At 69.8% G+C, this 26,525-nt stretch carries 17 protein-coding genes and 2 pseudogenes; 4 read left to right on the top strand and 15 right to left on the bottom strand.

What is annotated here, in order from left to right; translation table 11 throughout:
• Positions 1–10 precede the first annotated feature (10 nt).
• The 3 genes and pseudogenes from ACFY0K_RS13100 to ACFY0K_RS13090 form a co-directional block, all read left to right on the top strand.
• Positions 11–1,003, top strand: a complete 993-nt coding sequence (locus ACFY0K_RS13100; protein ID WP_390639884.1) for a 4,5-dihydroxyphthalate decarboxylase — start codon at positions 11–13, stop codon at positions 1,001–1,003.
• A gap of 134 nt (positions 1,004–1,137) precedes the next feature.
• Positions 1,138–1,827, top strand: a complete 690-nt coding sequence (locus tag ACFY0K_RS13095) for a DUF899 domain-containing protein (protein ID WP_390639883.1) — start codon at positions 1,138–1,140, stop codon at positions 1,825–1,827.
• A 160-nt stretch (positions 1,828–1,987) separates the two neighbouring features.
• Positions 1,988–2,269 (top strand): annotated as a pseudogene (locus ACFY0K_RS13090) (recombinase family protein); the annotation flags it as partial.
• Here the strand turns inward: ACFY0K_RS13090 and ACFY0K_RS13085 are convergent.
• The 15 genes and pseudogenes from ACFY0K_RS13085 to ACFY0K_RS13015 all read right to left on the bottom strand — a co-directional run.
• Positions 2,269–2,733 (bottom strand): annotated as a pseudogene (locus tag ACFY0K_RS13085) (transposase); the annotation flags it as partial. The pseudogenes ACFY0K_RS13090 and ACFY0K_RS13085 sit on opposite strands and share 1 nt — an antisense overlap.
• 122 nt (positions 2,734–2,855) lie before the next feature.
• The gene (locus tag ACFY0K_RS13080; protein ID WP_390639882.1) at positions 2,856–3,599 is read right to left on the bottom strand and encodes a glucose 1-dehydrogenase; all 744 of its coding nucleotides are present in this window, start codon (positions 3,597–3,599) and stop codon (positions 2,856–2,858) included.
• A 228-nt stretch (positions 3,600–3,827) separates the two neighbouring features.
• Positions 3,828–5,117, bottom strand: coding sequence for an MFS transporter (locus tag ACFY0K_RS13075; protein WP_390639881.1), 1,290 nt, complete (start codon positions 5,115–5,117; stop codon positions 3,828–3,830).
• Between the two features lie 1,741 nt (positions 5,118–6,858).
• On the bottom strand, positions 6,859–8,841 hold the full coding sequence (locus tag ACFY0K_RS13070) for a TIGR03960 family B12-binding radical SAM protein (protein WP_382731296.1): 1,983 nt from the start codon (positions 8,839–8,841) through the stop codon (positions 6,859–6,861).
• A gap of 105 nt (positions 8,842–8,946) precedes the next feature.
• On the bottom strand, positions 8,947–10,452 hold the full coding sequence (locus ACFY0K_RS13065) for a CHAD domain-containing protein (protein ID WP_390639880.1): 1,506 nt from the start codon (positions 10,450–10,452) through the stop codon (positions 8,947–8,949).
• 161 nt (positions 10,453–10,613) lie between these two features.
• Positions 10,614–11,813: a rod shape-determining protein RodA gene (gene rodA, locus ACFY0K_RS13060; protein WP_351955027.1), complete on the bottom strand. Its 1,200-nt coding sequence runs from the start codon at positions 11,811–11,813 to the stop codon at positions 10,614–10,616.
• Positions 11,810–14,065 carry a penicillin-binding protein 2 gene (mrdA, locus tag ACFY0K_RS13055; RefSeq protein ID WP_390639879.1) on the bottom strand — a complete coding sequence of 752 codons (2,256 nt, stop codon included), beginning with the start codon at positions 14,063–14,065 and terminating at the stop codon, positions 11,810–11,812. Before mrdA ends, rodA begins: the two co-directional genes overlap by 4 nt.
• 115 nt (positions 14,066–14,180) lie before the next feature.
• Entirely contained in the window at positions 14,181–14,858 is a 678-nt protein-coding gene (gene mreD / locus ACFY0K_RS13050; protein WP_390639878.1) for a rod shape-determining protein MreD, read from the bottom strand.
• 14 nt (positions 14,859–14,872) lie between these two features.
• The gene (gene mreC / locus ACFY0K_RS13045) at positions 14,873–15,826 is read right to left on the bottom strand and encodes a rod shape-determining protein MreC (RefSeq protein WP_352361001.1); all 954 of its coding nucleotides are present in this window, start codon (positions 15,824–15,826) and stop codon (positions 14,873–14,875) included.
• Between the two features lie 226 nt (positions 15,827–16,052).
• Positions 16,053–17,072 (bottom strand): rod shape-determining protein, encoded by a 1,020-nt coding sequence (locus tag ACFY0K_RS13040; RefSeq protein WP_046734341.1) that lies wholly within the window; start codon positions 17,070–17,072, stop codon positions 16,053–16,055.
• Positions 17,073–17,420: 348 nt separating this feature from the next.
• A complete protein-coding gene (gene ndk, locus ACFY0K_RS13035) occupies positions 17,421–17,834 on the bottom strand; it encodes a nucleoside-diphosphate kinase (RefSeq protein ID WP_351493051.1) in 414 nt (137 codons plus the stop codon).
• A 216-nt stretch (positions 17,835–18,050) separates the two neighbouring features.
• Positions 18,051–18,407, bottom strand: coding sequence for a DUF4233 domain-containing protein (locus ACFY0K_RS13030; RefSeq protein WP_351955031.1), 357 nt, complete (start codon positions 18,405–18,407; stop codon positions 18,051–18,053).
• Between the two features lie 2 nt (positions 18,408–18,409).
• Positions 18,410–19,939, bottom strand: a complete 1,530-nt coding sequence (locus tag ACFY0K_RS13025) for a bifunctional folylpolyglutamate synthase/dihydrofolate synthase (RefSeq protein WP_390640006.1) — start codon at positions 19,937–19,939, stop codon at positions 18,410–18,412.
• 1 nt (position 19,940) lies between these two features.
• A complete protein-coding gene (locus ACFY0K_RS13020; protein WP_390639877.1) occupies positions 19,941–22,439 on the bottom strand; it encodes a SpoIIE family protein phosphatase in 2,499 nt (832 codons plus the stop codon).
• A gap of 200 nt (positions 22,440–22,639) precedes the next feature.
• Positions 22,640–25,270, bottom strand: coding sequence for a valine--tRNA ligase (locus ACFY0K_RS13015; RefSeq protein ID WP_390639876.1), 2,631 nt, complete (start codon positions 25,268–25,270; stop codon positions 22,640–22,642).
• A gap of 137 nt (positions 25,271–25,407) precedes the next feature.
• On the opposite strand from ACFY0K_RS13015, the gene ACFY0K_RS13010 reads away from it, so the two are divergent.
• Positions 25,408–26,382 carry a hypothetical protein gene (locus ACFY0K_RS13010; protein WP_390639875.1) on the top strand — a complete coding sequence of 325 codons (975 nt, stop codon included), beginning with the start codon at positions 25,408–25,410 and terminating at the stop codon, positions 26,380–26,382.
• Positions 26,383–26,525: the final 143 nt, after the last annotated feature.

Raw genomic sequence — 26,525 nt, 5'->3', positions numbered from 1 at the left:
AGGATCTCCCATGAGCACGCACCTGACCATCGGCGCCTACGCCTACGAACACACCGAGGCACTGTTCGACGGCCGCGTCGGGGTCGACGGCGTGGACGCCACCTTCGAGACGGCACCGCTGGTCTCGGACATCTTCCGCGGCATGTGCGAGGGCCGGTACGACGTGGCGGAGTTCGGCCTGACCTACTTCCTGCGCACCTTCGACCTCGACGACGCGCCGTTCGTCGCACTGCCGGTCTTCCCGAACCGCAACTTCCGGCACTCCGCCGTCTACGTGAACACCGCGGCCGGGATCCGGAAACCGGAGGACCTGGCCGGCCGTACGATCGGCGAGTTCGCGCTCTACGGTCACGACGCGGGCGTCTGGCCCAAGGGCATCCTGTCGGACGAGTACGGCGTGACCCCCGACCAGTGCCGCTGGGTCATCGGCGGCACGGACCACCCCGTCCCCGCGTTCGACTGGATCCCGCAGCCGGTTCCGGCCGGCGTCGACGTGCGGCACGCGGCGGAGGGCCGGACGCTGAGCGCCATGCTCGAATCCGGGGAGATCGACGCGCTCATCTCGGTCGACGTCCCCCGGGCCGTGCTGAACGACTCACCGGCGGTCGCCCGGCTCTTCCCCGACCACGAGACCGTGGAGCGCGACTACTACCGGCGCACCGGGATCTTCCCGCCGATGCACATCGTCGCCGTCCGCAGGGAACTGGCTCACCGGACCGACCTGCTCCAGGCCGTCTACCGCGCCTTCGGCGAGGCCAAGGACCTCGCCCGGCGCAAGTACCTGAAGGACGCCGCGAAGCAGCACATGAGCCTCGTGACCCCCTGGTTCAGCAAGCTGTTCGAGGAGAACCTGCGTCTGCTGGGCGAGGACTGGTGGCCCTACGGCGTCGCCGCCAACCGCAAGGCCGTCGACACGTTCCTGCGCTACCACCACGAGCAGGGCCTCTCCCGCCGGCTGCTCACCAGCGACGACATCTTCGTCCCCGAGTTCCTCGGCACCTGAGCGCGAACGGCACGCCGGTGCCCGCGCCCACCGTCCCCAGCCGCCCCGTTCGCCGGCCGGCCGATGAGTTCGCGGGTCCTGAGCGGTCTGCCCCCGTACAAGCCGAAGCCGTCCACGAGATCTGTGAGGACACCATGACCGACCTCGCGCTACCCCCCGTCGTCGACGCCGCGACCTGGGAGCAGCGGCTCAGGACACTGCGGGCCCGGGAGAAGGCCGCGACCCGGGAACTCGACGCCATCGCCGCCGAGCGCCGCCGCCTGCCGATGGTGCGGATGCCCGACTACGCGCTGGAGGGCGAGGACGGTCCCGTCCGGCTGGCGGACGTCTTCGAGGGCAGGAGGCAGCTGATCACCTACCACCACATGTGGTTCGCCGGGAAGGAATGGCAGTGCCCGGGCTGTACGGGGTTCACCTCGCAATTCACCCGCCTGGACTTCCTGGACCCCTACGACGCGCGATTCGTCGTCGTCACCCAGGGCCCGATCGAAGAGGCGCTCGCCTACAAGCACCGGGTCGGCAACCGGATGGCGTGGTACTCGACGGCCGGCAGCCCGTTCGGGTCGGACGTCGGCGCACCGCCCGACGGCGGGTTCGCGGTCAACGTGTTCCTGCGCGACGGCGACACCGTCTACCGCACCTGGCACACCGACGGCCGGGGCACCGAGCAGCTCAGCCACAGCTTCGCCCTGATCGATCTCCTCCCGTACGGACGCCAGGAGGAATGGCAGGACTCACCCGAGGGCTGGCCCCAGTCCCCGACCTACAGCCGCTGGGCGACGTCCGAGCGCATCGCCGCCCTCTACGGTCCGGCCTCCGGCTGACCCCGCCACCTACGGCGGCCTCAGTGCACGTGCCCGCCGGACGCCGGCACACCGTTCTTGACCGTCAGCGGCAACAGCTTCTTGCCGGTGGGGCGATCTGGATGCTGGTGTCCATATGCGGCTATACCCCAACGGTGCCACATTCGCTCCGGTGCTGGTCATGGCGAAGCGAACGAGGACGCGCACCCCAACTGAACGCGCTCGGTACTCAGTTGAGGCCGAATGGACGAGGGCGGACTTAGCCCTCCTGGAAGAGCTGAAGAGGGCCGAAGCGCTCTTACCCGACGACGCCCCACGAGCCCTGCTGTCTGTGCGACTGTCGGTACTCACCGATGACACGACGTCGCCCGTACGGCAGGAACTCGACCTCCGGAAGCTGGCCGTGGACCGCGGCAGCCGAGTCGTCGGCGTGGCCAGCGACCTGAACGTGTCGGCCACGAAGGAGTGCGCGATCACGAGGACGCCGTCGAGATCGACGATGACCTGGCCGTCTGCGTCCGGGGTGTTCTCGCCGGACAACGACCAGACCCGGTTACGGACTTCAGAGCGTGCGGACCGGATGGCCTGAAGGGCCTTCTCGCCGGAGGCGGCGAGGGTGTCGAGCAGGCGGGAGATGGTTGGGTCGGAGGCGACCGGGCCGAAGACGGCCGGCTCACACCGCAGCATCGCGATGTCTGCGAGGCAGTCCCCGCCCAGTGCGACCGCCAGGGCGACGTCCAGGAGGGCCTTGCCGGGATCGTGGACGGCCCGTGGCTTGCGCCACGGAGCCAGAGCGGCGGATATGGCCTGGTCAAGGCCGGTCTTGCGGACCGTTTCGACGAGCAGGACCGACCCGGCCTGGGAGACGACCTGGCGGCCGTCGTCCTGGACACGGACGCGGGGATCGGACCCGTTAGAGTGTTTCACCTGGGAAGTGCCTCCGGCGGTGACAGGAACAAGGACCTCGACAATCCTCATTCTTGCCGGTCAGAGGCACTTTCTGCTTTCCTGACCGGCTGCCGGACAGCCCGCTTCATGAAAGCGCGGGGCTAGAGGACGCCTCCGTTGGCACGAATGTTCTGCCCCGTCAGCCACCGTCCGTCCGGTCCGGCAAGGAAGGCGACGACGTCCGCCACGTCCTCGGGCTGGCCGAGGCGTCCGAGCGACGTCATGCCGATGGCCATCGCCAACTCCTCCGGCTCGTTGGCCGCTCTCAGAAGATCGGTGTCCGTGGCGCCGGGCGATACAGCATTGACCGTGATACCCCGCGCGCCCAGCTCGCGGGAAGCAACCAAGGTCAGCTGTTCGAGGGCGCCCTTGCTGGCTGCATATGGGGCGTTGCCGGGTGCGGGGAAAACAGTATTGAGAGTGGAGATGTTCACGATCCGCCCGCCATCGCGCATGTGCCGCGCCGCGTAACGCACCGTGAGGAAAACCGACCTCGCGTTCACGGCCATCACTCTGTCGAAATCGGCCACCTCCGTCTGCGCGATGGGCGCGACTTCGGTATGCGTAGCCGCGTTGTTGACCAGGATGTCCAGGCCACCAAACTGACGTTCGGCAGTAGCTAACAACTCCTCGGCTGCGCTGGGCTCGGCCAGATCCAACTGGACCGCAACGAGGTTCCCATCTGCCTTCTTCGCCTGTCGCACGACCTCATCCGCAGCCTCTCGGGCTTGCGCGTAGTTGAAGACCACCCTCGCTCCATCCCGCGCGAGCCGCAGCACGATAGCCCGGCCTATCCCCCGCGAGCCTCCGGTAACGACAGCTGTCTTGCCTGTGAGCACCGCCATGATCTCTCCCTGCCTTGATGACCCGTCTGTGCGAACACCCATACCACCAAGTGGCCTCGAAAGAGTGAAACCTCCTAGGAACCCACCTACCTGGTGGAGCACTCTCATACAAGGGGACACAACCCGCGTCAGATGCGAGCGCCACCACACACGCGGCGGCATGAGCGCCGTCAAGACTGATGAACATCCATCGCCACTGCTGCTCGAACTCACCGCCAAACACCGTCGCTATCTCCTCCGCCCCTCGAAGAGAGACAACTCCACCCGGCACCTTGCGCCGTGCCGTCGAACGGGCGGGAGCGCCAGTACCACCCCGACCGCGGTCAGTTGCCACAACACACCGAGCCCGAGGAGCCGGTCCGCCCCCACGACGTCCGATGTCGGCCCTGCCAAGGCCAACCCGAGCGGCCCCAGGGCGAAGGCGCCCAGGCTGTCGAACGCACTGACTCGTCCGCGGACCTCAGCGGGGATCTCGCGCTGGATGACGGTCGCCACGAGGGTGTTACACACCGCTGCACCAGCCCCTGCGAGGAGTGCGGCGGCGGCCACCCAGCCCAGCGGCAATCGCGCCGCCAACGCTGCTGCCGGGAGTGCCCAGCCCGCGGATGCGGCCACGGACCAGACGAGTGCCCGGCTGGGGTTCCTGCCGAGCAGTGCCAGGCCGCTGCCGATTGAGCCGATGCCGTACAGGGCCAGCACCAACCCCCAGGAACTGGCACCACCGAGCCGCTGCTGGGCAAGAGTCGGTCCCAGCACCAGGAACGGTGCCCAGAGGACGAAGTTGAAGAGGCTGATATGAAGGGTTGTGACCCACAGCCACGTGCGGGAGGTGAACTCCTTCCAGCCGCGCCCCAGGTCGGTGAACAACCCACGGCGGGGCGTGGCCAACTGCGACAGGGGCAGTCCAGCCAGGGCCAGGGCGCTCACGCCGTAGCTGACCGCGTCGACAGCGACCACGATGCCCGCATCAGAAACAGCGATAAGCAGACCGGCCAGACCCGGGCCTGCGACCGAGGTCACAGCCTGGGCGATCTGCAGCAGTGCGTTGGCGTCCGCAAGGTCATCTGCAGGAACGAGGCCGGGCACCAGAGCCGTCAGGCCCGGGCTGAACCCTCCCTCACCGATACCGAGGACCACCGCCAGCACGATCACTTCCCATACCCTCACGCTATGAGTGAGTAGCAGTACGGCCAGCGCGCCCTGAGCGGTGAACCGGAGCAGATCCGCTGTCAGCATGACCGCACGGGCTCCGAGCCGATCGGTGAAAACGCCGCCGAGCAGTAGTACGACCAGCACCGCGAGGATCCGCGCCGCCATCACCATGCCGACGGCGTTGACCCCGCCGCCAGGCATCTGCAGCACGGCGAAGGTCGTTCCGATGGTGTTCATCCCGGTGCCGAGTAACGACGTGCTCTGGCCGATGAGGAAGCGGCGGAACCGGGGGTACCGCAGCGTGCGCAGGCGGTGAGTGGCTGTCCGGGGCTTGGAGGCAGCGGGCGGGCGAGTGCGAAGCGTCATGGCTCCGCACTTTTCCTCCGTCAGCCTATCCCCTGCAAGCTTTTCCGAGAAATAAATCTGAGTCTTCCACGATTAATTCCCCTTCCGGATAATTGGCGCAGTAAATGGCCTGTATTTACTGCAACATGCCTGATGGTAGGCTCAGCGACAAAAGGATGGGGTATCCTCCATGGAGCTCATTTACTGCGGGTGGCCAGTATGAGTCAGCATCAAACCGGCGGAGTGGGGACACCTCGCCCGGCACCGGTGGAGTACGGCGCAGCCGTTGATCGTTATCTCGCTGCGGCCGATCTCGGCAGCGCGTCCCGCCGCGTCTACCGCATCTCGCTGCTCGGGTGGTCCTGGCCATTGGTCGATCGCCGGGCTCCGACCGGTCGTGAGCGCCGGGGGGCCCACCCGCCCGTCGTTCCTCTTGCCCTGCTCGACGACCCGAAGGCCCCGGAGCGGCTGCAACGGGCACTGGCCGACCGTGCCGCCGAGGCGGAGCTACGCACACTGGTCCGCGAACTGGCCTGCCTTCGAGTCGCTACGGCCTGGTGGCTGGCAGAAGGCTGGATCACCGCAGACCCGGCCTCCGGACTGGCACCGCCGGCGTTGTGTCCTGGACCGGCACTGGACCCTTCGGGTGCGTCCGCGGGTGCCGGGGTGACTGCCGCAGTCCAGGATCGGGCCCGTGCCGCCCTCGCCTTGCGGGCTCCGCTCAGGGAGTTGACTCTGTGGCACCTCCTCCACGAGTCGAGAGCCCCCGTCGAACAGGTACTCGCCCTCAACATCGACCACCTCGACCTACCCAGCCGACGCACCAGGGCGCCCGCGGCAGCAGCCCTGAGCTGGGGATGGGGCACGGCACGCCTGCTGCCCATGCTGCTGGCCGGGCGCACCGCGGGGCCGGTGTTCGTCACCGACCGGAGGGCCCCCGCCTCCACACCGGCAGCTGACCGCTGCCCGGTGACCGGCCGAGGACGGCTTTCCTACCGCAGGGCCGCAGAGCTCTTCACCGCCGCGACCAGACCACTCGATCCAGCTGGCCGCGGCTGGACCCTGTTTGTCCTGCGCGACCGGGCACCCCGGAACAGGACGGTCCCCAGGCGACGCGCCGGGGCAGGTTCGCTGACAGAACCTTGATTTTCAAAGATCCCCATCAGCCAGCAGCTCAAAGATTTGTGGTGCATATACGCAAGCGTTGACTCCAGCGGTTCAGGCGCCACACCCAACGTGGAGGCCAGGGGTGGCGAGCACGCCTGCAAGAAGTGGACCCCACCCGCAGTCTGCGACTTGCAGGCTCGACATCACTGGGCCCTGTCTTGATGAGGAGAAGGCCGTGGCTGCACGCGCTCTATCCTCGCCCGCGATCAGTCTTCACGGGGGCGACACCGATGGGGCATGAGACGCCGGTCCCGTCCAACCCGCAGTACTCACCCGGGTCTTTGCTGCTCGAAAGGAACTGCTGGTGGCAACGCTCAGCACGACAGATGCTGCCCGGCCCCTCCTACTGCGGCCCGCCACCCGCAATGCGGGCAACCGCGGACGGCCGTTTCGGGGGCCGCTGTTTGCTCAGGCCCATTCCACCTCGGAGACGATCTGCGAGGCCCGTACAGGACTCGGCAGCGGCGTCCGGGAGGGAACCGACGGCGCCGGCGGGCGAGGACGTGGAAGGCTCGCCGCAGCCAACGCCGCAGCCACCTCCTCCTCGCTCACCCCCGCCAGCGCCTCAACCACCCGATCGAGTGCCTCGCTCACCTCAGTGCGTGTGACCGCTCGAAGCCGGCGACGGACCCGCGTTCTTGACCGTAAGAGGCAGCAACTTCTTGCCGGTCGGGCCGATTTGTATGGCCGTATCCATCTGCGGGCACACGCCGCAGTCGAAGCACGGGGTCCAGCGGCAGTCCTCGACCTCTGTCTCGTCGAGGGCGTCCTGCCAGTCCTCCCAGAGCCAGTCCTTGTCGAGGCCCGAGTCGAGGTGGTCCCAGGGGAGGACCTCCTCGTAGGTGCGCTCGCGGGTGGTGTACCAGTCGACGTCGACGCCGAGGGGGGCGAGGGCCTTGTCGGCGCAGGCCATCCAGCGGTCGTAGGAGAAGTGCTCGCGCCAGCCGTCGAAGCGGCCGCCGTCCTCGTAGACGGCGCGGATGACGGCGCCGATGCGGCGGTCGCCCCTGGACAACAGGCCTTCCACGATGCCGGGCTTGCCGTCGTGGTAGCGGAACCCGATCGAGCGGCCGTACTTCTTGTCGCCGCGGATCTTGTCGCGGAGCTTCTCCAGGCGGGCGTCCGTCTCCTCGGCCGAGAGCTGCGGGGCCCACTGGAAGGGGGTGTGGGGCTTGGGGACGAAGCCGCCGATGGAGACGGTGCAGCGGATGTCGTTGGAGCGGGAGACCTCACGGCCCTTGGCGATGACCTTGGTCGCCATGTCGGCGATCTGGAGGACGTCGTCGTCGGTCTCGGTGGGCAGGCCGCACATGAAGTACAGCTTCACCTGGCGCCAGCCGTTGCCGTAGGCCGTGGAGACGGTGCGGATGAGGTCGTCCTCGGAGACCATCTTGTTGATGACCTTGCGGATGCGCTCCGAGCCGCCCTCGGGGGCGAAGGTGAGGCCGGAGCGGCGGCCGTTGCGGGTCAGTTCGTTGGCCAGGTCGATGTTGAAGGCGTCGACGCGGGTGGAGGGGAGGGACAGGCCGATCTTGTCCTCCTCGTAGCGGTCGGCCAGGCCCTTGGCGATGTCGCCGATCTCCGAGTGGTCCGCGCTCGACAACGAGAGCAGGCCGACCTCCTCGAAGCCCGTCGCCTTGAGGCCCTTGTCGACCATCTCGCCGATGCCGGTGATGGAGCGCTCGCGGACCGGGCGGGTGATCATGCCGGCCTGGCAGAAGCGGCAGCCGCGCGTGCAGCCGCGGAAGATCTCGACGGACATGCGCTCGTGGACCGTCTCGGCGAGCGGGACCAGGGGCTGCTTGGGGTAGGGCCACTCGTCGAGGTCCATGACCGTGTGCTTGGAGACGCGCCACGGGACGCCCGACCTGTTGGGGACCACGCGGGCGATACGGCCGTCGGGGAGGTACTCGACGTCGTAGAAGGCCGGGATGTAGACGGAGCCGGTCTTCGCGAGGCGGAGGAGGACCTCCTCGCGGCCGCCGGGGCGGCCCTCCGCCTTCCACTCACGGATGATCTTCGTCATGTCGAGGACGGCCTGCTCGCCGTCGCCGATGATCGCCGCGTCGATGAAGTCCGCGATCGGTTCGGGGTTGAAGGCCGCGTGGCCGCCCGCGAGGACGATCGGGTCGTCGATCGTACGGTTCTTGGACTCCAGGGGGATGCCGGCCAGGTCGAGGGCCGTGAGCATGTTCGTGTAGCCCAGCTCGGTGGAGAAGGACAGGCCGAACACGTCGAAGGCCTGCACCGGGCGGTGGCTGTCCACGGTGAACTGGGGGACGCCGTGCTCGCGCATCAGCGCCTCCAGGTCCGGCCACACGCTGTAGGTGCGCTCGGCGAGGACGCCCTCCTGCTCGTTGAGGACCTCGTAGAGGATCATGACGCCCTGGTTGGGCAGGCCGACCTCGTAGGCGTCCGGGTACATGAGCGCCCAGCGGACGTCGCAGGTCTCCCACGGCTTGACCGTGGAGTTCAGCTCTCCGCCGACGTACTGGATCGGCTTCTGCACGTGCGGGAGCAGAGCTTCGAGCTGCGGGAACACAGACTCAGCGACCCGGGCGGCGGCTTCGGCAGGCATCTCGCGGACCTTTGTGTGGTGGCTGGGGGGGCGCCCTCCGGCCGGTGGCCGGGAAGGGTGACCATCAAGCCTAACCCGGTCGGAGGACTCCCCCGTACGCCCGGATCACACCGGTGCCCTGTCCTTGATGTCCGCCCAGGCCCCGGGCGCCTCCGCCTCGACCGCCGCCGCCCGCTGTTCCTCGCGGCCGTGGAGCAGCCCGTACGTGAACGCGCTCTCCCCGGCGGCGTGGGCCACCGCGGACAGTTCGCGCAGGATCTCGCGGGCCATGACGCTGTCCTGGTGCTCGCCGAGCAGGCTCTGCAGGGACTTCATGGACTTGACCATGGTCTTGGCCCGTTTGCCGAGGGCGGGGCGGGCTGCCTCGGCCGCGTAGCGGGTGCGCTTGGCCTTCTTGCGGGCCTCGTGCAGGCCGAGGTCGCGGTCGTGGCCGGGCGGCTCGGCCATGGCCGTCTCGATCAGGTGGGTGACCTTGGCGAAGTCCTTGTGCAGGGCCTTGGTGAGGACCTGCTCGGGGTTCTTGGCGGCCGCCTTCAGCAGGGGCGGGTCGGCGGCCAGGGCGTCGAGGGTGTCGAGGAGCGCCAGGTAGCGGGCCGAGTCGAGGACGCCGAGGAGCCGGCTGCGGGAGCCGCGTTCGCTCGCCTCGGCCCAGTGGTGGATACGGTCGTGGACGGGGCCGTGGACGAGGGTGGGGGGTACGGCGGCGAGGGCCGACATCAGGCGTTCGGCCAGGACCTCCTGGTCACGGCCCACGCCCAGCTCGCCGGCCAGCCATTTCAGCTCGTCGGCGACGGGGTCGGTGACCTGCCGGTCGAGGACCTTGCCGAAGGTGCGGAAGGTGCTGCGCAGCCGGCGGGTGGCGACCCGCATGTCGTGCACGCCCTCCTCGGTGTCCAGGCGGACGGCGGGGTCGAGCTCGACGAGCGCGTCGCGCTGGGCGCGGACGTAGGCCATGACGTGGTCGCCCGCCGTGACGGGCGCGGCGGATCCGGTCCTGGGCGGGCGGGGCTTGCCGCCCTTCGTCTCGGCCAGGGCGCGGGCGACTTTCGACGGGGACTTCGAGGGGCGTACGCCCGCCTTGCCCAGCCGTTTCTCCACCTTGTCGAGGAAGGCGGGGTCGCCGCCGTCGGCGAGTTCCACCTCGATCTCGGTCCATTCCGCCTTGCCGTCGCCGCCGAAGAGCCGGTCGGCCCGGACGCGGTCCACGCTGACCTCGGCGAGGAGGGCGCCGTCGGCGCCGACGAGGTGCCGGACGTCGCGGGTGGTGCGCAGCCGGATCACCGGGACCAGCTGGCCCTCGCGGACCCGGGAGCGGACCAGGGCGGCGAGTTCGTCGGGGAGCGTGTCGGAGAGGGGGGCGTGGATCTCGTCCCGGACGCCGGGGGCGACGGGGAGTTTGAGGTGCCAGCCGGCGTCGCTGCCTCCGCTGCGGCGGCGCAGGGTGACCTTGGCCGACGCCAGGCGCAGGTCGGAGGTGTCGTAGTAGGTCGCGTCGAGGTCGGCGGTGCCCTTGTCGACGACGTTCGCCACTCCTGCGACGCCGGTCAGGTCGGGCAGGCCGCTGTCTTCGGATTCATACTTGCGCTCGATTTCGCGCTTCGTATCCGCCATGAGTTGAATCTAGTGGTCGGGCCGCCGCAGAGGCAGAGGCAAAGAGGGTGAATCAGAGGAAGACCGAATAAGTACGGGAGGTGAACAGACCGGCTGGGCCTGTTCACCTCCCTGGGTTCCCCGGGCGCGGACGTCCATGCCGGCGTCGGCCGGCGCGGGCGCTATGCCGACATCGGGCGCTGCGCCCTGATCGACTGGAGCAGTCCCACCGCCACCCACACCGCGAACATCGACGAGCCGCCGTACGACACGAACGGCAGCGGCAGGCCGGTGACCGGCATGATGCCGAGGGTCATGCCGATGTTCTCGAACGCCTGGAACGCGAACCACGCCACGATCCCGGCCGCGACGATCGTGCCGTACAGCTCGGGCGCCTCGCGGGCGATGCGGCAGGCGCGCCACAGGATGATCCCGAGGAGCACGATGATCAGGCCCGCGCCGACGAAGCCCAGCTCCTCCCCCGCGACCGTGAACACGAAGTCGGTCTGCTGCTCGGGGACGAACTGGCCGGTGGTCTGCGAGCCGTGGAACAGGCCCGCGCCGGTCAGGCCGCCGGAACCGATCGCGATCCTGGCCTGGTTGGTGTTGTAGCCGACGCCGGCCGGGTCGAGGCTCGGGTTGGCGAAGGCGGCGAAGCGGGCGATCTGGTATTCGTCCAGGATGTGCAGCTGCCAGATGGCGATGCAGCCGATCACACCGGCGGTGAGCAGGCCGAAGACCCAGCGGTTGGAGGCGCCGGAGGCGAGCAGCACGCCGAGGATGATCGTCACCATGACCAGGACCGTGCCGAGGTCGGGCATGAGCAGCACGATCAGGATCGGGACCGCGGCCAGGCCCAGGGACTGCAGGACGGTGCGGTGGTCGGGGTATTTCTTGTCACCGGCGTCGACCCGCGCCGCCAGTATCATCGCCATGCCCAGGATGATCGTGATCTTCACGAACTCGGCGGGCTGCAGCGAGAAGCCGCCGCCGAAGACGATCCAGTTCCGGCTGCCGTTGATGGTGGCGCCCAGCGGGGTGAGCACCGCGAGGATGCCCACCAGGGAGAGGCCGTAGAGGATCGGCACGGCGTTGCGGAGCTGGCGGTGGCCGACCCAGATGGTGCCGATCATCAGGGCGAGCCCGATGCCGGTGTTCATCAGGTGCCGGACCAGGAAGTAGTACTGGTCGCCCTGGTTGATCTCGGTGCGGTTGCGGGTGGCCGAGTAGACCAGCACCGAGCCGAGCAGGGACAGGGCGACCGCGGCCAGCAGCATCGGCCAGTCCAGGCGGCGGGTCAGCGAGTCCCGGGCGAAGATCCGGGTCCAGCCGGCCCGCGCCGGGCCGTACCCGGAGACGGAGAAGCTGTTGACACCGGTCATGTGAGCATCCTCCGGCTTCCCCGCTTGCGGGCTCGTCTGCGGGTGTTGCGGTTGCCCGTGGACGGTGAGGCCGTGGTGGCGGCCGGGGTCTGCCCGTCGCCGGTGCTCTTGTCGCCCTGCTTGGAGAAGACCTGGAAGTCCTTCGCCGGGTCCTTGGAGACCTTCGGGGAGTCGATCGTGCCGTCCGTGCGGACCTTCGGCAGGCCCTTCTGCGGGGTGTAGAGCAGCGCCTTGTTCTTGTCGATGGAGCCGTCGGCCGCCACGCCGTACAGCGCGCTGTAGATGTTGCGGACCGCCTCACCGGAGGCACCGGAACCGGTACCGGCCTGGGAGATGGTCATGATGACCGTGTAGTCCTTGCTGTAGGTGGCGAGCCAGGACGTGGTCTGCTTGCCGTAGACCTCGGCGGTACCGGTCTTGCCGTGCAGGGCGATCTTGTCCTGCGGCCAGCCGCCGAACTTCCAGGCGGCGGTACCGCGGGTGATGACGCCCGCGAAGGCCTCGTCCATGCCCTTGAGGGTGGCCTGGGTGACCGGCAGCCTGCGGACCACCTTGGGCTTGATCTCCTGGACGGTCTTCCCGTCGGCGCTGACGATCGCCTTGCCGATGGTCGGCTGGTACTCGGTGCCGCCGTTGGCCACGGCGCCGTAGATCATCGCCTCCTGTATCGGCGTGACGAGGGTGTCGCCCTGGCCGATGGAGTAGTTGATCTCGTCGCCCTCGCGCATCTTGTTGCCTTCGAGGCAGTTCTCGTACTCGATCTTCTCGACGTAGGTGCCGTCCTTCTTCCCGGACTTGCACCAGGCGTCCTTGTTGGCCTTCCAGTAGTCGATCTTCCACTGGCGGTCGGGGACGCGGCCGGTGACCTCGTTGGGCAGGTCGATGCCGGTCTCCTTGCCGAGGCCGAACTGGTGGGCGGTCTTGAAGAAGTAGTCCTTCGGCTCGCCCGGCTTGGGGTTGATGCCGCCGTCCTTCTTCCACTCGCGGTCGGCGAGGCCGTAGAAGACGGTGTCGCAGGAGACCTCCAGGGCACGGCCCAGCGAGATGTCGCCGAAGTTCTCGCCCTCGAAGTTCTTGAAGACCTGGCCGCCGACCGAGTAGGAGCTGGTGCAGGGGTAGCCGCCGTCCCAGGCGTAGCCGGCGTTGACCGCGGCTGCGGTGGAGACCACCTTGAACGTCGAACCGGGGGCCGCCTGACCCTGTATGGCCCTGTTCAGCAGCGGGTAGTCGGAGTCCTTGCCGGTGAGGGCCTTGTAGTCCTTGGCGGAGATGCCGCCGACCCACACGTTCGGGTCGTAGGTCGGGGCGGAGGCCATGGCGACGATCCGGCCGGTCTTGGCCTCCATCACGATGACGGCGCCGGAGTCGGCCTTGTAGTTCTCGTGGGTGATGCTGTCGTACTGCTGGCGGGCGGCCTTCATCGCCGTGTCCAGCTCGTACTCGGCGACCCGCTGGACGCGGGAGTCGATGCTGGTGACCAGGTTGGAACCGGGCTGGGCGGCATCGGACTTGGCCTTGCCGATGACGCGGCCGAGGTTGTCGACCTCGTAGCGGGTGACGCCGGCCTTGCCGCGCAGCTCCTTGTCGTACTCGCGCTCCAGGCCGGACCTGCCGACCTGGTCGGAGCGCAGGTACGGGGAGGAGGTGTCCTTGGCCTGCTGGATCTCGTCGTCGGTGACCGGGGAGAGGTAGCCGAGGACCTGGGCGGTGTTGGACTTGCCGGGGCTCGCGTAGCGGCGGACGGCCTCGGGCTCGGCGGTGATGCCGGGGAAGTCCTCGGAGCGCTCGCGGATCTGCAGGGCCTGCTTGGCGGTGGCCTCGTCGGTGATCGGGATCGGCTGGTACGGCGAGCCGTTCCAGCAGGGCTGGGGGGTCTTGGCGTCGCAGAGACGGACCTTCTGCATGACGTCCTCGGGCTTCATCCCGAGGACACCGGCGAGCTTGGTCAGGACGGCCTTGCCGTCGTCCTTCTGCTTGAGCAGGTCGGTGCGGGAGGCGGAGACGACCAGCCGGGTCTCGTTGTCCGCGAGGGGGACTCCGCGGGCGTCCAGGATCGAGCCGCGCACGGCGGGGTCGACGACCTGCTGGACGTGGTTGCCGGAGGCCTCCTTCTGGTACGCGGAGCCTTCCCGGATCTGCAGGTACCACAGGCGGCCGCCGAGGGTGCCGAGCAGGGAGAGGACGAGGATCTGGATGACGACGAGACGGATCTGGACGCGTGGGGTCCGACCGGTCTCGGGAATGTTGGTCACTGGGCTGTCTCCCCCTCTCCCGGCACAAGTGCGCGTGCGCGTACGAATGATGAACGATCTACCTGTGAGGCCGCGTTCCGCCCCCGTGCACCCGTTCGGGTGAACTCACCCGTGTTCACAGGCGCTTGACCCCCTTGATGCGGCCGACGCGGACGTTGCGGGTGCGGGCCCTGGCCTTCAGGGCGCCGAGGCCGCCGCGCTGGCCGCCGATGCGCATCCCGGTGCCGGAGGAGATCCAACCCGAGGAGATGTCACCGGCCTTGCCGCCGGAGCCGGCCTCGGTGAGCGGGTCGTTGTCGGCGCGGCGGGCCAGGGCCATGACGCCGGGGACCACGAACGGGGCGAGCAGCAGGTCGTACAGCGCCGCCGTGATCAGCAGGCTGGTCATGCCGACGTGCCGGGCGGCGGTGTCGCCGACGAGGGCGCCGACGCCGGCGTACAGCAGGGTGGAGCCGACGGCGGCGGCGACCACGACGAGCATCGGGCCGGTCGCGGACTTCAGGCGGCCGTTCTCCGGCTTGATGAGCCCGGCGCAGTAGCCGACGACGCACAGCACCAGGGCGTACCGGCCGGCCGCGTGGTCGGCGGGCGGGGCGAGGTCGGCGAGGAGTCCGGCGCCGAAGCCGACGAGGGCGCCGCCCACGTGGCCGTAGACCATGGCGAGGCCGAGGACGGTGAGCAGCATGAGGTCGGGGACGGCTCCGGGCAGGTGCAGGCGGGCGAGGACGCTCACCTGGATCACCAGCGCGACGACGACCAGGGCGGCGGAGAGCAGGATCCGGTTGACACGCATGGGGGATTCAGCTCCTACTGCTGCTGGCCGGTGGTGTCGGACGCGTTGGCGCTCGCGTCCGCGGACGGGGTGACCGTGACGGTCACCGTCGGGGTGGGGGTCGGCTTCGGCTTGGCCGGGAGCACCTCGTCGCGCGGGTCCTTCTTCGGTGCCTGGACGACCACGCCGACGATGTCGAGCTTGGTGAAGGACACGAACGGCGTGACGTACAGGGTGCGGGTCAGGCCGCCGTTGGACGGGTCCACGCGGGTGACCGTGCCGACCGGGACGCCGGGCACGAACGGCTTGTCGCCCTGGGAGCCGAAGGTGACGAGCCGGTCGCCCTTCTTCACCTCGGCCTTGCTGTCGAGGAGTTCGACGCGCAGCGGGCGGTCGCCCTGTCCGGAGGCGAAACCGAGTTCGTCGCTGCCCTCCATACGGGTGCCGACGGTGAAGTCGGGGTCGTTGGCGAGCAGCACGGTGGAGGCGTCGGGGCCGACCGTGGTCACGCGGCCGACCAGGCCGTTGCCGTTGAGGACGGTCATGTCCCGCTTGATGCCGTCGTTGTAGCCGACGTCGATGGTGACGGTCCAGGAGAAGCCCTGCGCCGACCCTATGGCGATGACCTGGGCGCCCTTGATGCCGTACTGGCCCTCGGCGGCGACGTTGAGCATCTTCTCCAACTGGCCGAGGCGGCTGCGGTTGCGGTCGTCACTGCCCAGCTTCGCCTTGAGGGTCGCGTTCTGCTTCTCCAGCCGGGCCAGCCGGTCGTGCCGGTCGCCGGAGTCACGGACGGCGGAGACGGCGTTTCCGACCGGGTCCACCACCGTCGACATGCCGTTCTCGATCGGGCCGAAGACCGCGGCCGCGGCCTGCCGGGCGCCGTCGACCGGGGAGTTCCTGCCACCTCGGATGTCCACCGTGATCAGCGCGAACGCGATGGCGATCAGTAGCACCAGGAGCAGCCGGCTCTCTTTCGTGTCCCTCACGTGCGGCGGCCGTGCCTTCCTCAATAGGAACTTGCGGGGCTTGATTGCGGATGCTTGTGAAGCAGGTGGGGCATGTGGGGGGATGGAGGCTTGTGCGGGGCGGAGGCTTGTGGGGGGGGGCGGAAGCTTGTTGGGGGGAACTCGCTCTGGGCGAGCCTATGCCTCCATATCAACGATCCGCCGCACGAGGGGAGGTCATCTCGTACGGCGGAATCGAAGAGTTACGTCATCTGCGCGGCTGGGCGTCCAGGACCTGCTGGAGCGCCTCGAACTCCTCGACGCACTTGCCGGAACCGAGCGCCACGCTGTCCAGCGGGTCCTCGGCGATGTGGATCGGCATGCCGGTCTCGCGGCGCAGCCGCTCGTCCAGACCGCGCAGCAGGGCTCCGCCGCCGGTCAGAACGATTCCCCTGTCCATGATGTCGCCGGACAGCTCCGGCGGGCACTTGTCGAGGGTGGTCTTGACGGCGTCGACGATCGCGTTGACCGGCTCCTCGATCGCCTTGCGGACCTCGGCGGCCGAGATGACGACGGTCTTGGGCAGGCCGGAGACCAGGTCCCGGCCGCGGATCTCGGTGTGTTCGTCGGAGTCGAGCTCGTACGCCGAACCGATCGTGATCTTGATCTGTTCGGCCGTCCGCTCACCGAGGAGGAGCGAGTACTCCTTCTTGATGTGCTGGATGATCGCGTTGTCCAGTTCGTCGCCCGCGACGCGGATGGACTGGGCGGTGACGATGCCGCCGAGCGAGATGACCGCGACCTCCGTGGTGCCGCCGCCGATGTCCACCACCATGTTGCCGGTGGCCTCGTGGACCGGCAGGCCGGAGCCGATGGCGGCGGCCATGGGCTCCTCGATGATGTGCACCTGGCGGGCACCGGCCTGCGACGACGCCTCGATGACGGCACGGCGCTCGACACCCGTGATGCCGGAGGGCACGCACACGACCACGCGCGGCCGCGCGAGGTACCGGCGCTTGTGGATCTTGAGGATGAAGTAGCGGAGCATCCGCTCGGTGATCTCGAAGTCGGCGATCACGCCGTCCTTCAGCGGCCGCACGGCGACGATGTTGCCGGGCGTGCGCCCGATCATCTTCTTCGCCTCCGCGCCGACCGCGAGAATTCCACCGGTGTTCGTATTGATCGCGACAACGGACGGCTCGTTGAGTACGATCCCGCGACCCCTGACGTACACCAGCGTGTTGGCGGTCCCGAGGTCGACAGCCATGTCACGGCCGATGAACGACATTGAGTTCCCCATCAGGATTCGTCAGGCCTTCCTGGGAGCTTTTGAGGGCATTTCAGGTCGGCGAAGTGGGTGCTGTGACGTGAAGGCTTCCATCGTAGACGCGCCTGCACGAACACTGCGCGAGGGTCTTCGCCATTGTCAGCACGTGTACGGCCGCCTCGCTTGTGGAGACGGTCCGACGGGGCCACTCGTTCCCCCGATCGGCACGCATATGCCGAGGGACGGCCGAAAACGCTCGGCCGCCCCCAGGTCCGTCCCAGGTCGTGCAGCTCAATGGACTGACGCCTCGTCAAGAACTTCCACGAAATATCCGTACGGGCCCTTTGCGGGGCCTGACGGCTGATGCGGCTACGCGCGGCCGGGGAAGAAGATCTTGACCTCGCGCTCGGCGGACTCCTCGGAGTCGGACGCGTGGATCAGGTTCTCGCGGACGATCACACCGAAGTCACCGCGGATGGAGCCGGGTGCGGCGGCGATCGGGTCGGTGGGGCCGGCCAGGGCGCGGATGCCCTCGATGACCCGCTCGCCCTCGACGATCAGGGCGACGGACGGGCCGGAGGACATGAACTCGACCAGCGGCTCGTAGAAGGGCTTGCCGACGTGCTCGGCGTAGTGCTGCTCCAGCGTGGCGCGCTCCAGGGTGCGCAGCTCCAGCGCGGTGATCTGCCAGCCGGCCTTGCGCTCGATACGGCTGATGATCTCGCCGGTCAGGCCTCGACGAACGGCGTCGGGCTTGAGCAGGACGAGGGTGCGCTGGGTCACGGGTGGGCTCCTTCGGTACGGGCCGGGTGCGGTGAGGAGAGGCTACAGGGCTGGTCTGAGCGACCGTTACACAGTGTGCGGGTCGGTGAGGCGGCCGTCCTCGGGGGCGGCCGCCCCGGACCCCCGCTTCGGCCTGAACGGCCTCGTCCTCGAACGCCGGACGGGCTGGGATGTGGTGCCGCCCGGCCGAGATGTGGTGTCGGCCGGGCTTCGTCCTCAGGCACCCGACGGGCTGTCCTGGGTGCTCTGCGCCGCGAAGCGGGCCTTGGCCTCGTCGATCTTTCTGCCGTAGTGGACGGACGCCCACCACAGGCCCGCGAAGATCGCGCCCATGAAGTACATGGTCGGGACGTAGATCCCGGACGCGATCAGGGCGATCTGCAGGGCCCAGCCGAGGGCGACGCCGCCGGGGCGGGTGAGCACGCCGCACAGGGCCAGGCAGAGGACCATGGCGATGCCGCTGACCAGCCACACCGTGGAGGTGGAGAGGCCGGGGTCCTTCATGGCGACCAGGGCGGCGAAGCCGATGACGAAGAACTCGCCGATCAGGGTGGACGAGCAGAGCGTGCGCATGGTCAGGCCCTCCCGAGGAGCAGTCGGGCCTCGCCGACGGTGATGACGGAGCCGGTGACGAGGACGCCGCCGCCCGCGAACTCGCCCTCCTCCTCGGCCAGCGTGATCGCGGCCTCCAGGGCGTCGGGCAGCCGCGGCTCGACCTGGACGCGGTCCTCGCCGAACACCTCGACGGCGACCGCGGCCAGGTCGTCCGCGTCCATCGCGCGGTGGCTGGAGTTCTGGGTGACGACGACCTCGGCGAAGATCGGCTCGAAGGCCTCCAGGAGGCCGCGGACGTTCTTGTCGCCGCTGGCCCCGACCACGCCGATCAGCCGGCTGAAGTCGAAGGCCTCGCCGACGGCCTCGGCGGTGGCGCGGGCGCCGGCCGGGTTGTGGGCGGCGTCGAGGACGACGGTGGGCGAGCGTCGTACGACTTCGAGGCGGCCAGGGGACGAGACGGCCGCGAAAGCCTTGCGGACGGTGTCGATGTCCAGGGACTCGGGGCGCTGGGCGCCGACGCCGAAGAACGCCTCCACCGCCGCCAGGGCGACGGCCGCGTTGTGGGCCTGGTAGGGGCCGTGCAGGGGGAGGTAGACCTCGTCGTACTCGCCGCCGAGGCCGCGCAGGGTGAGCAGCTGGCCGCCGACGGCGACCCGGCGGGCGACGACACCGAACTCCAGGCCCTCGCGGGCGACGGTGGCGTCCACCTCGACGGCCTTCTTGAGGAGCACCTGCGCCGCGTCGACCGGCTGCTGGGCCAGGATCACGGTGGCGTCCTGCTTGATGATGCCGGCCTTCTCGCCGGCGATCTCCGCGGTGGTCTCCCCGAGCCGGTCGGTGTGGTCGAGGTCGATGGGGGTGACGACGGCGACGTCCCCGTCGATGACGTTCGTGGCGTCCCAGGAGCCGCCCATGCCGACCTCGACGACGGCGACGTCCACGGGAGCGTCCGCGAAGGCCGCGTACGCCATGCCGGTGAGCACCTCGAAGAAGGAGAGCCGGTACTCCTGCTGCGCGTCGACCATCTCGACGTAGGGCTTGATGTCGTTGTACGTCTCGATGAACCGCTCGGCGGAGATCGGGGCGCCGTCGAGGCTGATGCGCTCGGTGATCGACTGCACGTGCGGGCTGGTGTAGCGGCCGGTACGGAGTTCGAAGGCGCCGAGCAGGGCCTCGATCATGCGGGCGGTGGAGGTCTTGCCGTTGGTGCCGGTGATGTGGATCGAGGGGTACGACCGCTGCGGCTCGCCCAGCACGTCCACGAGGGCGGCGATCCTGGCGACCGACGGCTCCAGCTTGGTCTCGCCCCAGCGGGTGGCGAGCTCCGCCTCCACCTCGCGCAGGGCCCGGTCGACCTCGGGGTCCTCGGGGCGGCCCGGGACGTCGGGCTGCTGCGGGCCGCCCCGGGTGCGCAGGGTCCGGCTGCCGGCCTCGATCGTCGCGAGATCGGGGTCGCGTTCCGTCTCGGCCGCGACGATCTCGTCGAAGCCGTCCTCGGAGCCGTCCTCGAAGTCGTCGTCGAAGCTCTCATGGGGGTCGCGCGGGGGCAGATCACTCACGGCACCAGTCTACGGAGCCCGGCGCGTGCGTGGACGCGTCGGGCAGCGGGAGCTCCTGCTCGCACCAGATCGTCTTGCCGGCGGAGGTCTGCCTGGTCCCCCACCGCTGGGTGAGCCGGGCCACCAGCAGCAGGCCGCGGCCGCCCTCGTCGAAGACCCGGGCCCGCCGCAGGTGCGGGGCGGTGCTGCTGCCGTCGGAGACCTCGCAGATCAGCATCCTGGTGTCGCGGATGAGCCGCAGCTGGATCGGGTCGCCGCCGTAGCGGACGGCGTTCGTGACGAGTTCGGAGACCACCAGTTCGGTGGTGAAGGACAGCTCGTCCAGCTTCCAGGCGGCGAGCTGGCCGGTGGCCAGGGTCCGGGCCCCCGCCACCTGCTCGGGGTCCGCGGGGACCTCCCAGGCGGCCACCTGGTCGCAGGGCAGCGCGCGGGTGCGGGCGAGCAGCAGGGTGACGTCGTCGGCGGGTTCGCCGGTGCGCAGCGCGGCCACCACCCGGTCGCAGGCCGCCTCCAGCGGCTCCCCGTCCCCGGCGGTGGTGAGCGCGCGGCGCAGCCGGTCGAGGCCGTGGCCCATGTCGAGGCTGCGTGAGTGCACCAGGCCGTTGCTGAACAGGGCGAGGACGGAGCCCTCGGCGAGGTCCAGGTCGGTGGTCTCGAAGGGCAGCCCGCCGAGCCCGAGCGGCGGGCCGGCCTGGCCGGGAGCCTGCTCCACCGACCCCTGGGGGGTGATCACGAAGGGCAGCGGATGGCCCGCGCTGGCCAGGGAGCAGTGCCGCGAGACCGGGTCGTAGACGGCGTACAGGCAGGTCGAACCCACCTCGCCGGCCTGTTCCCCGGCGCCGTCGTCGAGGTGCAGGACCAGGTCGTCCAGATGGGTGAGGAGTTCGTCGGGGGGCAGGTCGACGTCGGCGAGGGTGCGGACCGCCGTGCGCAGCCGGCCCATGGTGGCGGAGGCCTGGATGCCGTGTCCGACGACGTCACCGACGACCAGGGCCACCCGGGTGCCCGACAGCGGGATCACGTCGAGCCAGTCGCCGCCGACGCCGGCCCGGGTGCCGGTGGGCAGGTAGCGGTAGGCGAAGTCGACGCTGGGGCAGTCGGGCAGGCCGTGCGGGAGCAGGCTGCGCTGGAGTGCCAGCGCGGTCTCGCGCTCCCGGGTGTAGCGGCGCGCGTTGTCGATGGCGGTCGCGGCCTTCGCGGCGAGTTCCTCGGCGTCGGACAGGTCGTCCTTCTCGAACGGCGGTGAGTCCCGGGTGCGCCAGAAGACGATCACCCCCATCAGGACGCCCTGTGCCGACACCGGTGCGGTGATCAGCGAGCGCATGCCGTAGTCGAGGAGCTGTTCGGTGTGCCGCGCGTCGGGAAACCTCGCTCTGCGGGTGACCCGCAGGTCGGCGATGAGGGCCGCGGCCGCGTCGGTGTGGCGGGTGCCGTCGGGCGGCGGGTCCACGGCGATCAGGGCGCCGGTGGGGTCCAGCGGGGAGTCGTCGCGGACGCCGCCCCGGGCGACGCGCCGCAGGACGGTCTCGGCGGCCGTCGGCTCGCCGCCGTGCAGCACGGACTCCTCCAGGTCGACGGTGACGAAGTCGGCGAAGCGCGGGACGGCCACCCGCACCAGCTCGTCGGCGGTCCGCCCCACGTCCAGGGTGTTGCCGACGGCGGTGCCGGCGTCGTAGAGCAGCCGCAGCCGCCGGTGGCTCTTCTCCAGCGAGCCCGCCATCGTGTTGAACGCGGCCTCCAGCTGCCCGATCTCCCGGCGCCCGGACGGCGGCACCCGCGCGGCCAGGTCACCGGCGGCGAGCCGGGTCGCGAAGCCGGCCATCCTGCGCACCGGCCAGACGATCACCCGGGTCACGTAGGCGCCGTAGGCGATGATCAGGAGGACCGCCGCGCCGACGCCCACCGACGCGGAGATCGTGAGCATGCGCATCCGGGCCTCCAGCGCGTTCTCGCGCTGGTTGATCGCGGCGCGCTCGGTCTGGAGGTAGCGGGAGAACTGGGCCCGGAGTGCGTCGAGCCGCTGCTTGCCCTCCAGGGTCCGCGCCGTGCTGCTCGCGTCGGGGTCGCCGCGCCGGGCCTCGGCCACGAGCGGGACCGAGTAGTCGTCGACGAAGGACTGGCCGGACCGCTGGATCTGCCGGGCGAGCTGCCGCTGGACGGGGGACGTGCTGACGTCCACGAGCCGCTGCGCCTGCGCGGGGTAGGCGGCCCGGGCGGCCTGCCAGGGCTCCAGGAACGCGTCCTGGTGGGTGATGACGTAGCTGCGCTGACCGCCCTCCATGTCGAAGAGGGTGCCCTGGACCACGCCGACCTGGGTCAGGGCGGGCCGCCCGCTGCGTGCGGAGAGCAGGGAGTGCTGGGCGTCCCCGATCGCCAGGACCAGCATCAGGAAGACGAGGCCGATGAGCACGGCGAGCAGGCCGCCCGCGCCGGCCGCCAGGGGGACCAGTCCCCGGTGCGGAGGTGTCCTCGTTCGGCCCCTGTGCTGCATGTGGGCGTTCCCTCCACCGCATAGCACCAAAAAGGAACATTAGGGTCATGTTCCTACTTCTGGATTGTAGGGCGGTGGCTGGTGAGCGCTTTGTGACCCGGACGACGTCGGAGCGGGCCCGGAGCGGGCCCGGAAATGCCCGCAGGCGTCCGGCGGCCCCGTGGGACGGGGCCGCCGGACGCCTGCGGAGGACGCTCCGGTTACGCCGGCGGCAGGCGGTCCAGCTGGGCCTGGATGCGGGCGATGTCCTCCTCGGCCTTGGCGAGCCGGGTGCGGATCTTCTCCACCACGTTGTCCGGGGCCTTCCCCAGGAACGCCTCGTTGCCGAGCTTGCCCGTCGCCTGCGCCTTCTCCTTCTCCGCGGCCGCGAGGTCCTTCGCGAGGCGCTTGCGCTCGGCGGCGACGTCGATGGTGCCGGACAGGTCGAGGGCGACCGTGGCGCCGGCCACCGGGAGGGTCGCCGTCGCCGCGAAGGCGTCGCCCTCGGGCTGGAGGCGCAGCAGCTGGCGGATGGCCGCCTCGTGCGGGGCGAGGGCCGTGCCGTCGAGGGTCAGGCGGGCCGGGACCCGCTGGCCGGGCTGCAGGCCCTGATCGGCACGGAAGCGGCGGACCTCGGTGATGACGGACTGGAGGCTCTCGATCTCCCGCTCCGCCGCCTCGTCCCGGAAGCCGCTGTCGGCCGGCCAGTCGGCGATCACGACCGACTCGCCGCCGGTCAGCGTCGTCCACAGGGTGTCCGTGACGAACGGGACGACCGGGTGCAGCAGCTTCAGGGTGACGTCCAGGACCTCGCCCAGGACCCGCCGGGAGACCTCGGCGCCCCGGCCGCCCGCCTGGAACGTCGTCTTGGACAGCTCGACGTACCAGTCGAAGACCTCATCCCACGCGAAGTGGAAGAGGGAGTCGGACAGCTTGGCGAACTGGAAGTCGTCGTAGAACGCGTCGACTTCGGCGACCGTCTCGCCCAGGCGGGAGAGGATCCAGCGGTCCGTCGCCGACATCTCGGCCGGGTCCGGGAGCGGGCCCTCGACGGTGGCGCCGTTCATCAGGGCGAAGCGGGTCGCGTTCCAGATCTTGTTGGCGAAGTTGCGGGAGGCCTGGACCCAGTCCTCGCCGATCGGGACGTCGGTGCCGGGGTTGGCGCCGCGGGCCAGGGTGAAGCGGACGGCGTCGGAGCCGTACTTGTCCATCCAGTCCAGCGGGTCGACGACGTTGCCGAAGGACTTCGACATCTTCTTGCCGCGCTCGTCACGGACCAGGCCGGTCAGCGCGATGGTGCGGAAGGGGACCTCGCCGTCCATGGCGTAGAGACCGAACATCATCATCCGGGCGACCCAGAAGAAGATGATGTCGTGGCCGGTGAGCAGGACGTCGGTCGGGTAGAACTTGCGCAGGTCCGCGGTCTGTTCGGGCCAGCCGAGGGTGGAGAACGGCCACAGGCCGGAGGAGAACCAGGTGTCGAGGACGTCGGTGTCCTGCTTCCAGCCCTCAGCCTCGGTGCCGGGCGGCTGCTCGTCGGGGCCGACGCAGACGACCTGGCCCTCGGGGCCGTACCAGACCGGGATGCGGTGGCCCCACCACAGCTGGCGCGAGATGCACCAGTCGTGCATGTTGTCGACCCAGTCGAAGTACCGCTTCGACATGTCCTCGGGGTGGATCTTCACCCGGCCGTCGCGGACCGCGTCACCGGCGGCCTTCGCGAGCGGGCCGACCTTGACCCACCACTGCATGGACAGGCGCGGCTCGATGGTGGTCTTGCAGCGCGAGCAGTGCCCGACGCTGTGGACGTAGGGCCGCTTCTCGGCGACGATCCGGCCCTGCGAGCGCAGCGCCGCGACGATCGCGGACCGCGCCTCGAAGCGGTCCAGGCCCTCGAACGGGCCGTGGACGGTGATGACGGCACGCTCGTCCATCACGGTGATGGACTCCAGGCCGTGCCGCTGGCCGATCGCGAAGTCGTTCGGGTCGTGGGCCGGGGTGACCTTGACGGCGCCCGTGCCGAACTCGGGGTCGACGTGCGTGTCGGCGACGACGGGGATCGTACGGTCCGTCAGCGGCAGCTTGATCCGCTTGCCGACCAGGTGCCTGTAGCGCTCGTCGTCGGGGTGGACGGCGACGGCGGTGTCGCCGAGCATCGTCTCCGCACGGGTGGTGGCGACGACCAGCGTCTCGTCGCCCTCGCCGTACTTGATGGAGACCAGCTCGCCGTCGTCCTCCTGGTACTCGACCTCGATGTCCGAGATGGCCGTCAGGCAGCGCGGGCACCAGTTGATGATGCGCTCGGCGCGGTAGATCAGCTCGTCGTCGTAGAGCTTCTTGAAGATGGTCTGGACGGCCTTGGACAGGCCCTCGTCCATGGTGAAGCGCTCGCGGTCCCAGTCGACGCCGTCGCCGAGGCGGCGCATCTGGCCGAGGATCTTGCCGCCGTACTCTTCCTTCCACTGCCAGACCCGCTCGACGAACTCCTCGCGGCCCAGGTCGTGGCGGGACTTGCCCTCCTCGGCGAGCTGCTGCTCGACCTTGTTCTGGGTGGCGATGCCGGCGTGGTCCATGCCGGGCAGCCACAGCGACTCGAAGCCCTGCATGCGCTTGCGGCGGGTCAGCGCGTCCATCAGCGTGTGCTGGAACGCGTGGCCCAGGTGCAGCGAACCGGTGACGTTCGGCGGGGGGATGACGATGGTGTACGCGGGCCTGTCGCTCTTGGCGTCGGCCGCGAAGTAACCGCGCTCTACCCAGCGCTCGTACAGCGGCCCCTCTACGTCGGCCGGCGCGTACTGGGTCGGCAGTTCGGTGCTGGGCGCTGTGGGCTGCTGCTGAGCATTCTCGGTCACGGGGCCCAGTTTAGAGGTGTCTCAGGGCTGTCCCGAAACGCGTTTGTTCCGTAACGGTGGTCGCCCCCGCGCCGTGAGTCCCCTGTGACTGCGCCAGGATGTCAGGAACACATAAGCATCTGGAGGGGAACCCAGAGATGAGCTACAACCAGCCGGGCCCGTACGGCGGGCCGCCGCCCCAGCAGCAGCCGGGACCGTACGGGCAGCAGCCGGGTCCGTACGGCGGGCCGCCGCAGGCGCCCCAGCCCGGCTACGGCTACCCGCAGCAGGCTCCGCCGGCGGCCCCGCCGCAGCCGGGTCCCTACGGGCAGCAGCCGCCGCAGCCGGGCTACGGCTATCCGCAGCAGGGCGTTCCCCCGCAGCCGAACCCGTACGGCCAGCAGCCCCCGTACGGCCAGCAGCCCTACGGCGTTCCGCAGCCGCCGGCTCCCGGGGGCGGCAAGAAGAAGACGGGGCTGGTCATCGGCGCGGTGGCGGTGGTGGCCGCGGTCGCGGTCGGCGCGTACTTCGTGCTCGCCGGGGGCGGCGGCGGGCTCAAGGACGACGGGCCGCACAAGCTCTCCGCGCCGGCCTCGATCCTGTCCGCCAAGTACAAGCGGGTGGGCGACTCCAGCGAGCAGAAGGCGAGTTCGAGCGACGCCGCGGACCTCGCCAAGTCCGGTGTCACGGACGCCACCTCGGTCACCGCGATCTACTCGACCATCGACCTGGAGTCCCTGGACACCAGCAACCCGGCGGACGTGGCGAAGGCGGAGACCGCCGAGAACGTCACCCTCTTCGGGGTGTACGGCTCGGTGAAGGACCCGCAGGCCGCGCTGGACGCCACCTTCGCCAACATGAAGAAGGACGGCACCTCGGACGACAGCGTGCAGCTGGTCGGGGACGCCCGGACCGTCTCCCCCGACGGGCTGGACGGCGCGGTGATGAAGTGCCAGCAGGCCAAGGGCAAGAACCAGCTCACCGGCAAGGCCCAGACGGCCTACCTGTGCATCTGGGCGGACTACAGCACCATCGGCATGGTGGAGCCGACGGCGGCGGTGAAGACGTACAGCCTCGACGATTCGGCGAAGATCGCTGCCGACGTACGGGGTGAGGTGCGCGTCGCCAAGTAGCCGCGGCTGACGCACACCGGCACACGCAGAAGCGGGGGGGGCGGGGGGGCGGGGCCCCCGGGGGGGGGGGGGGGGGGGGGGGGGGGGTTGGGGCCGGCCCGCGGACCCCCCCCCCCCCCCCCGCGGGGCGCGGGGGGGGGGGC

Source organism: Streptomyces sp. NPDC001507 (assembly GCF_042894765.1).
Lineage (GTDB): Bacteria > Actinomycetota > Actinomycetes > Streptomycetales > Streptomycetaceae > Streptomyces.
This window is presented reverse-complemented; position numbering and strand designations above follow the sequence as displayed.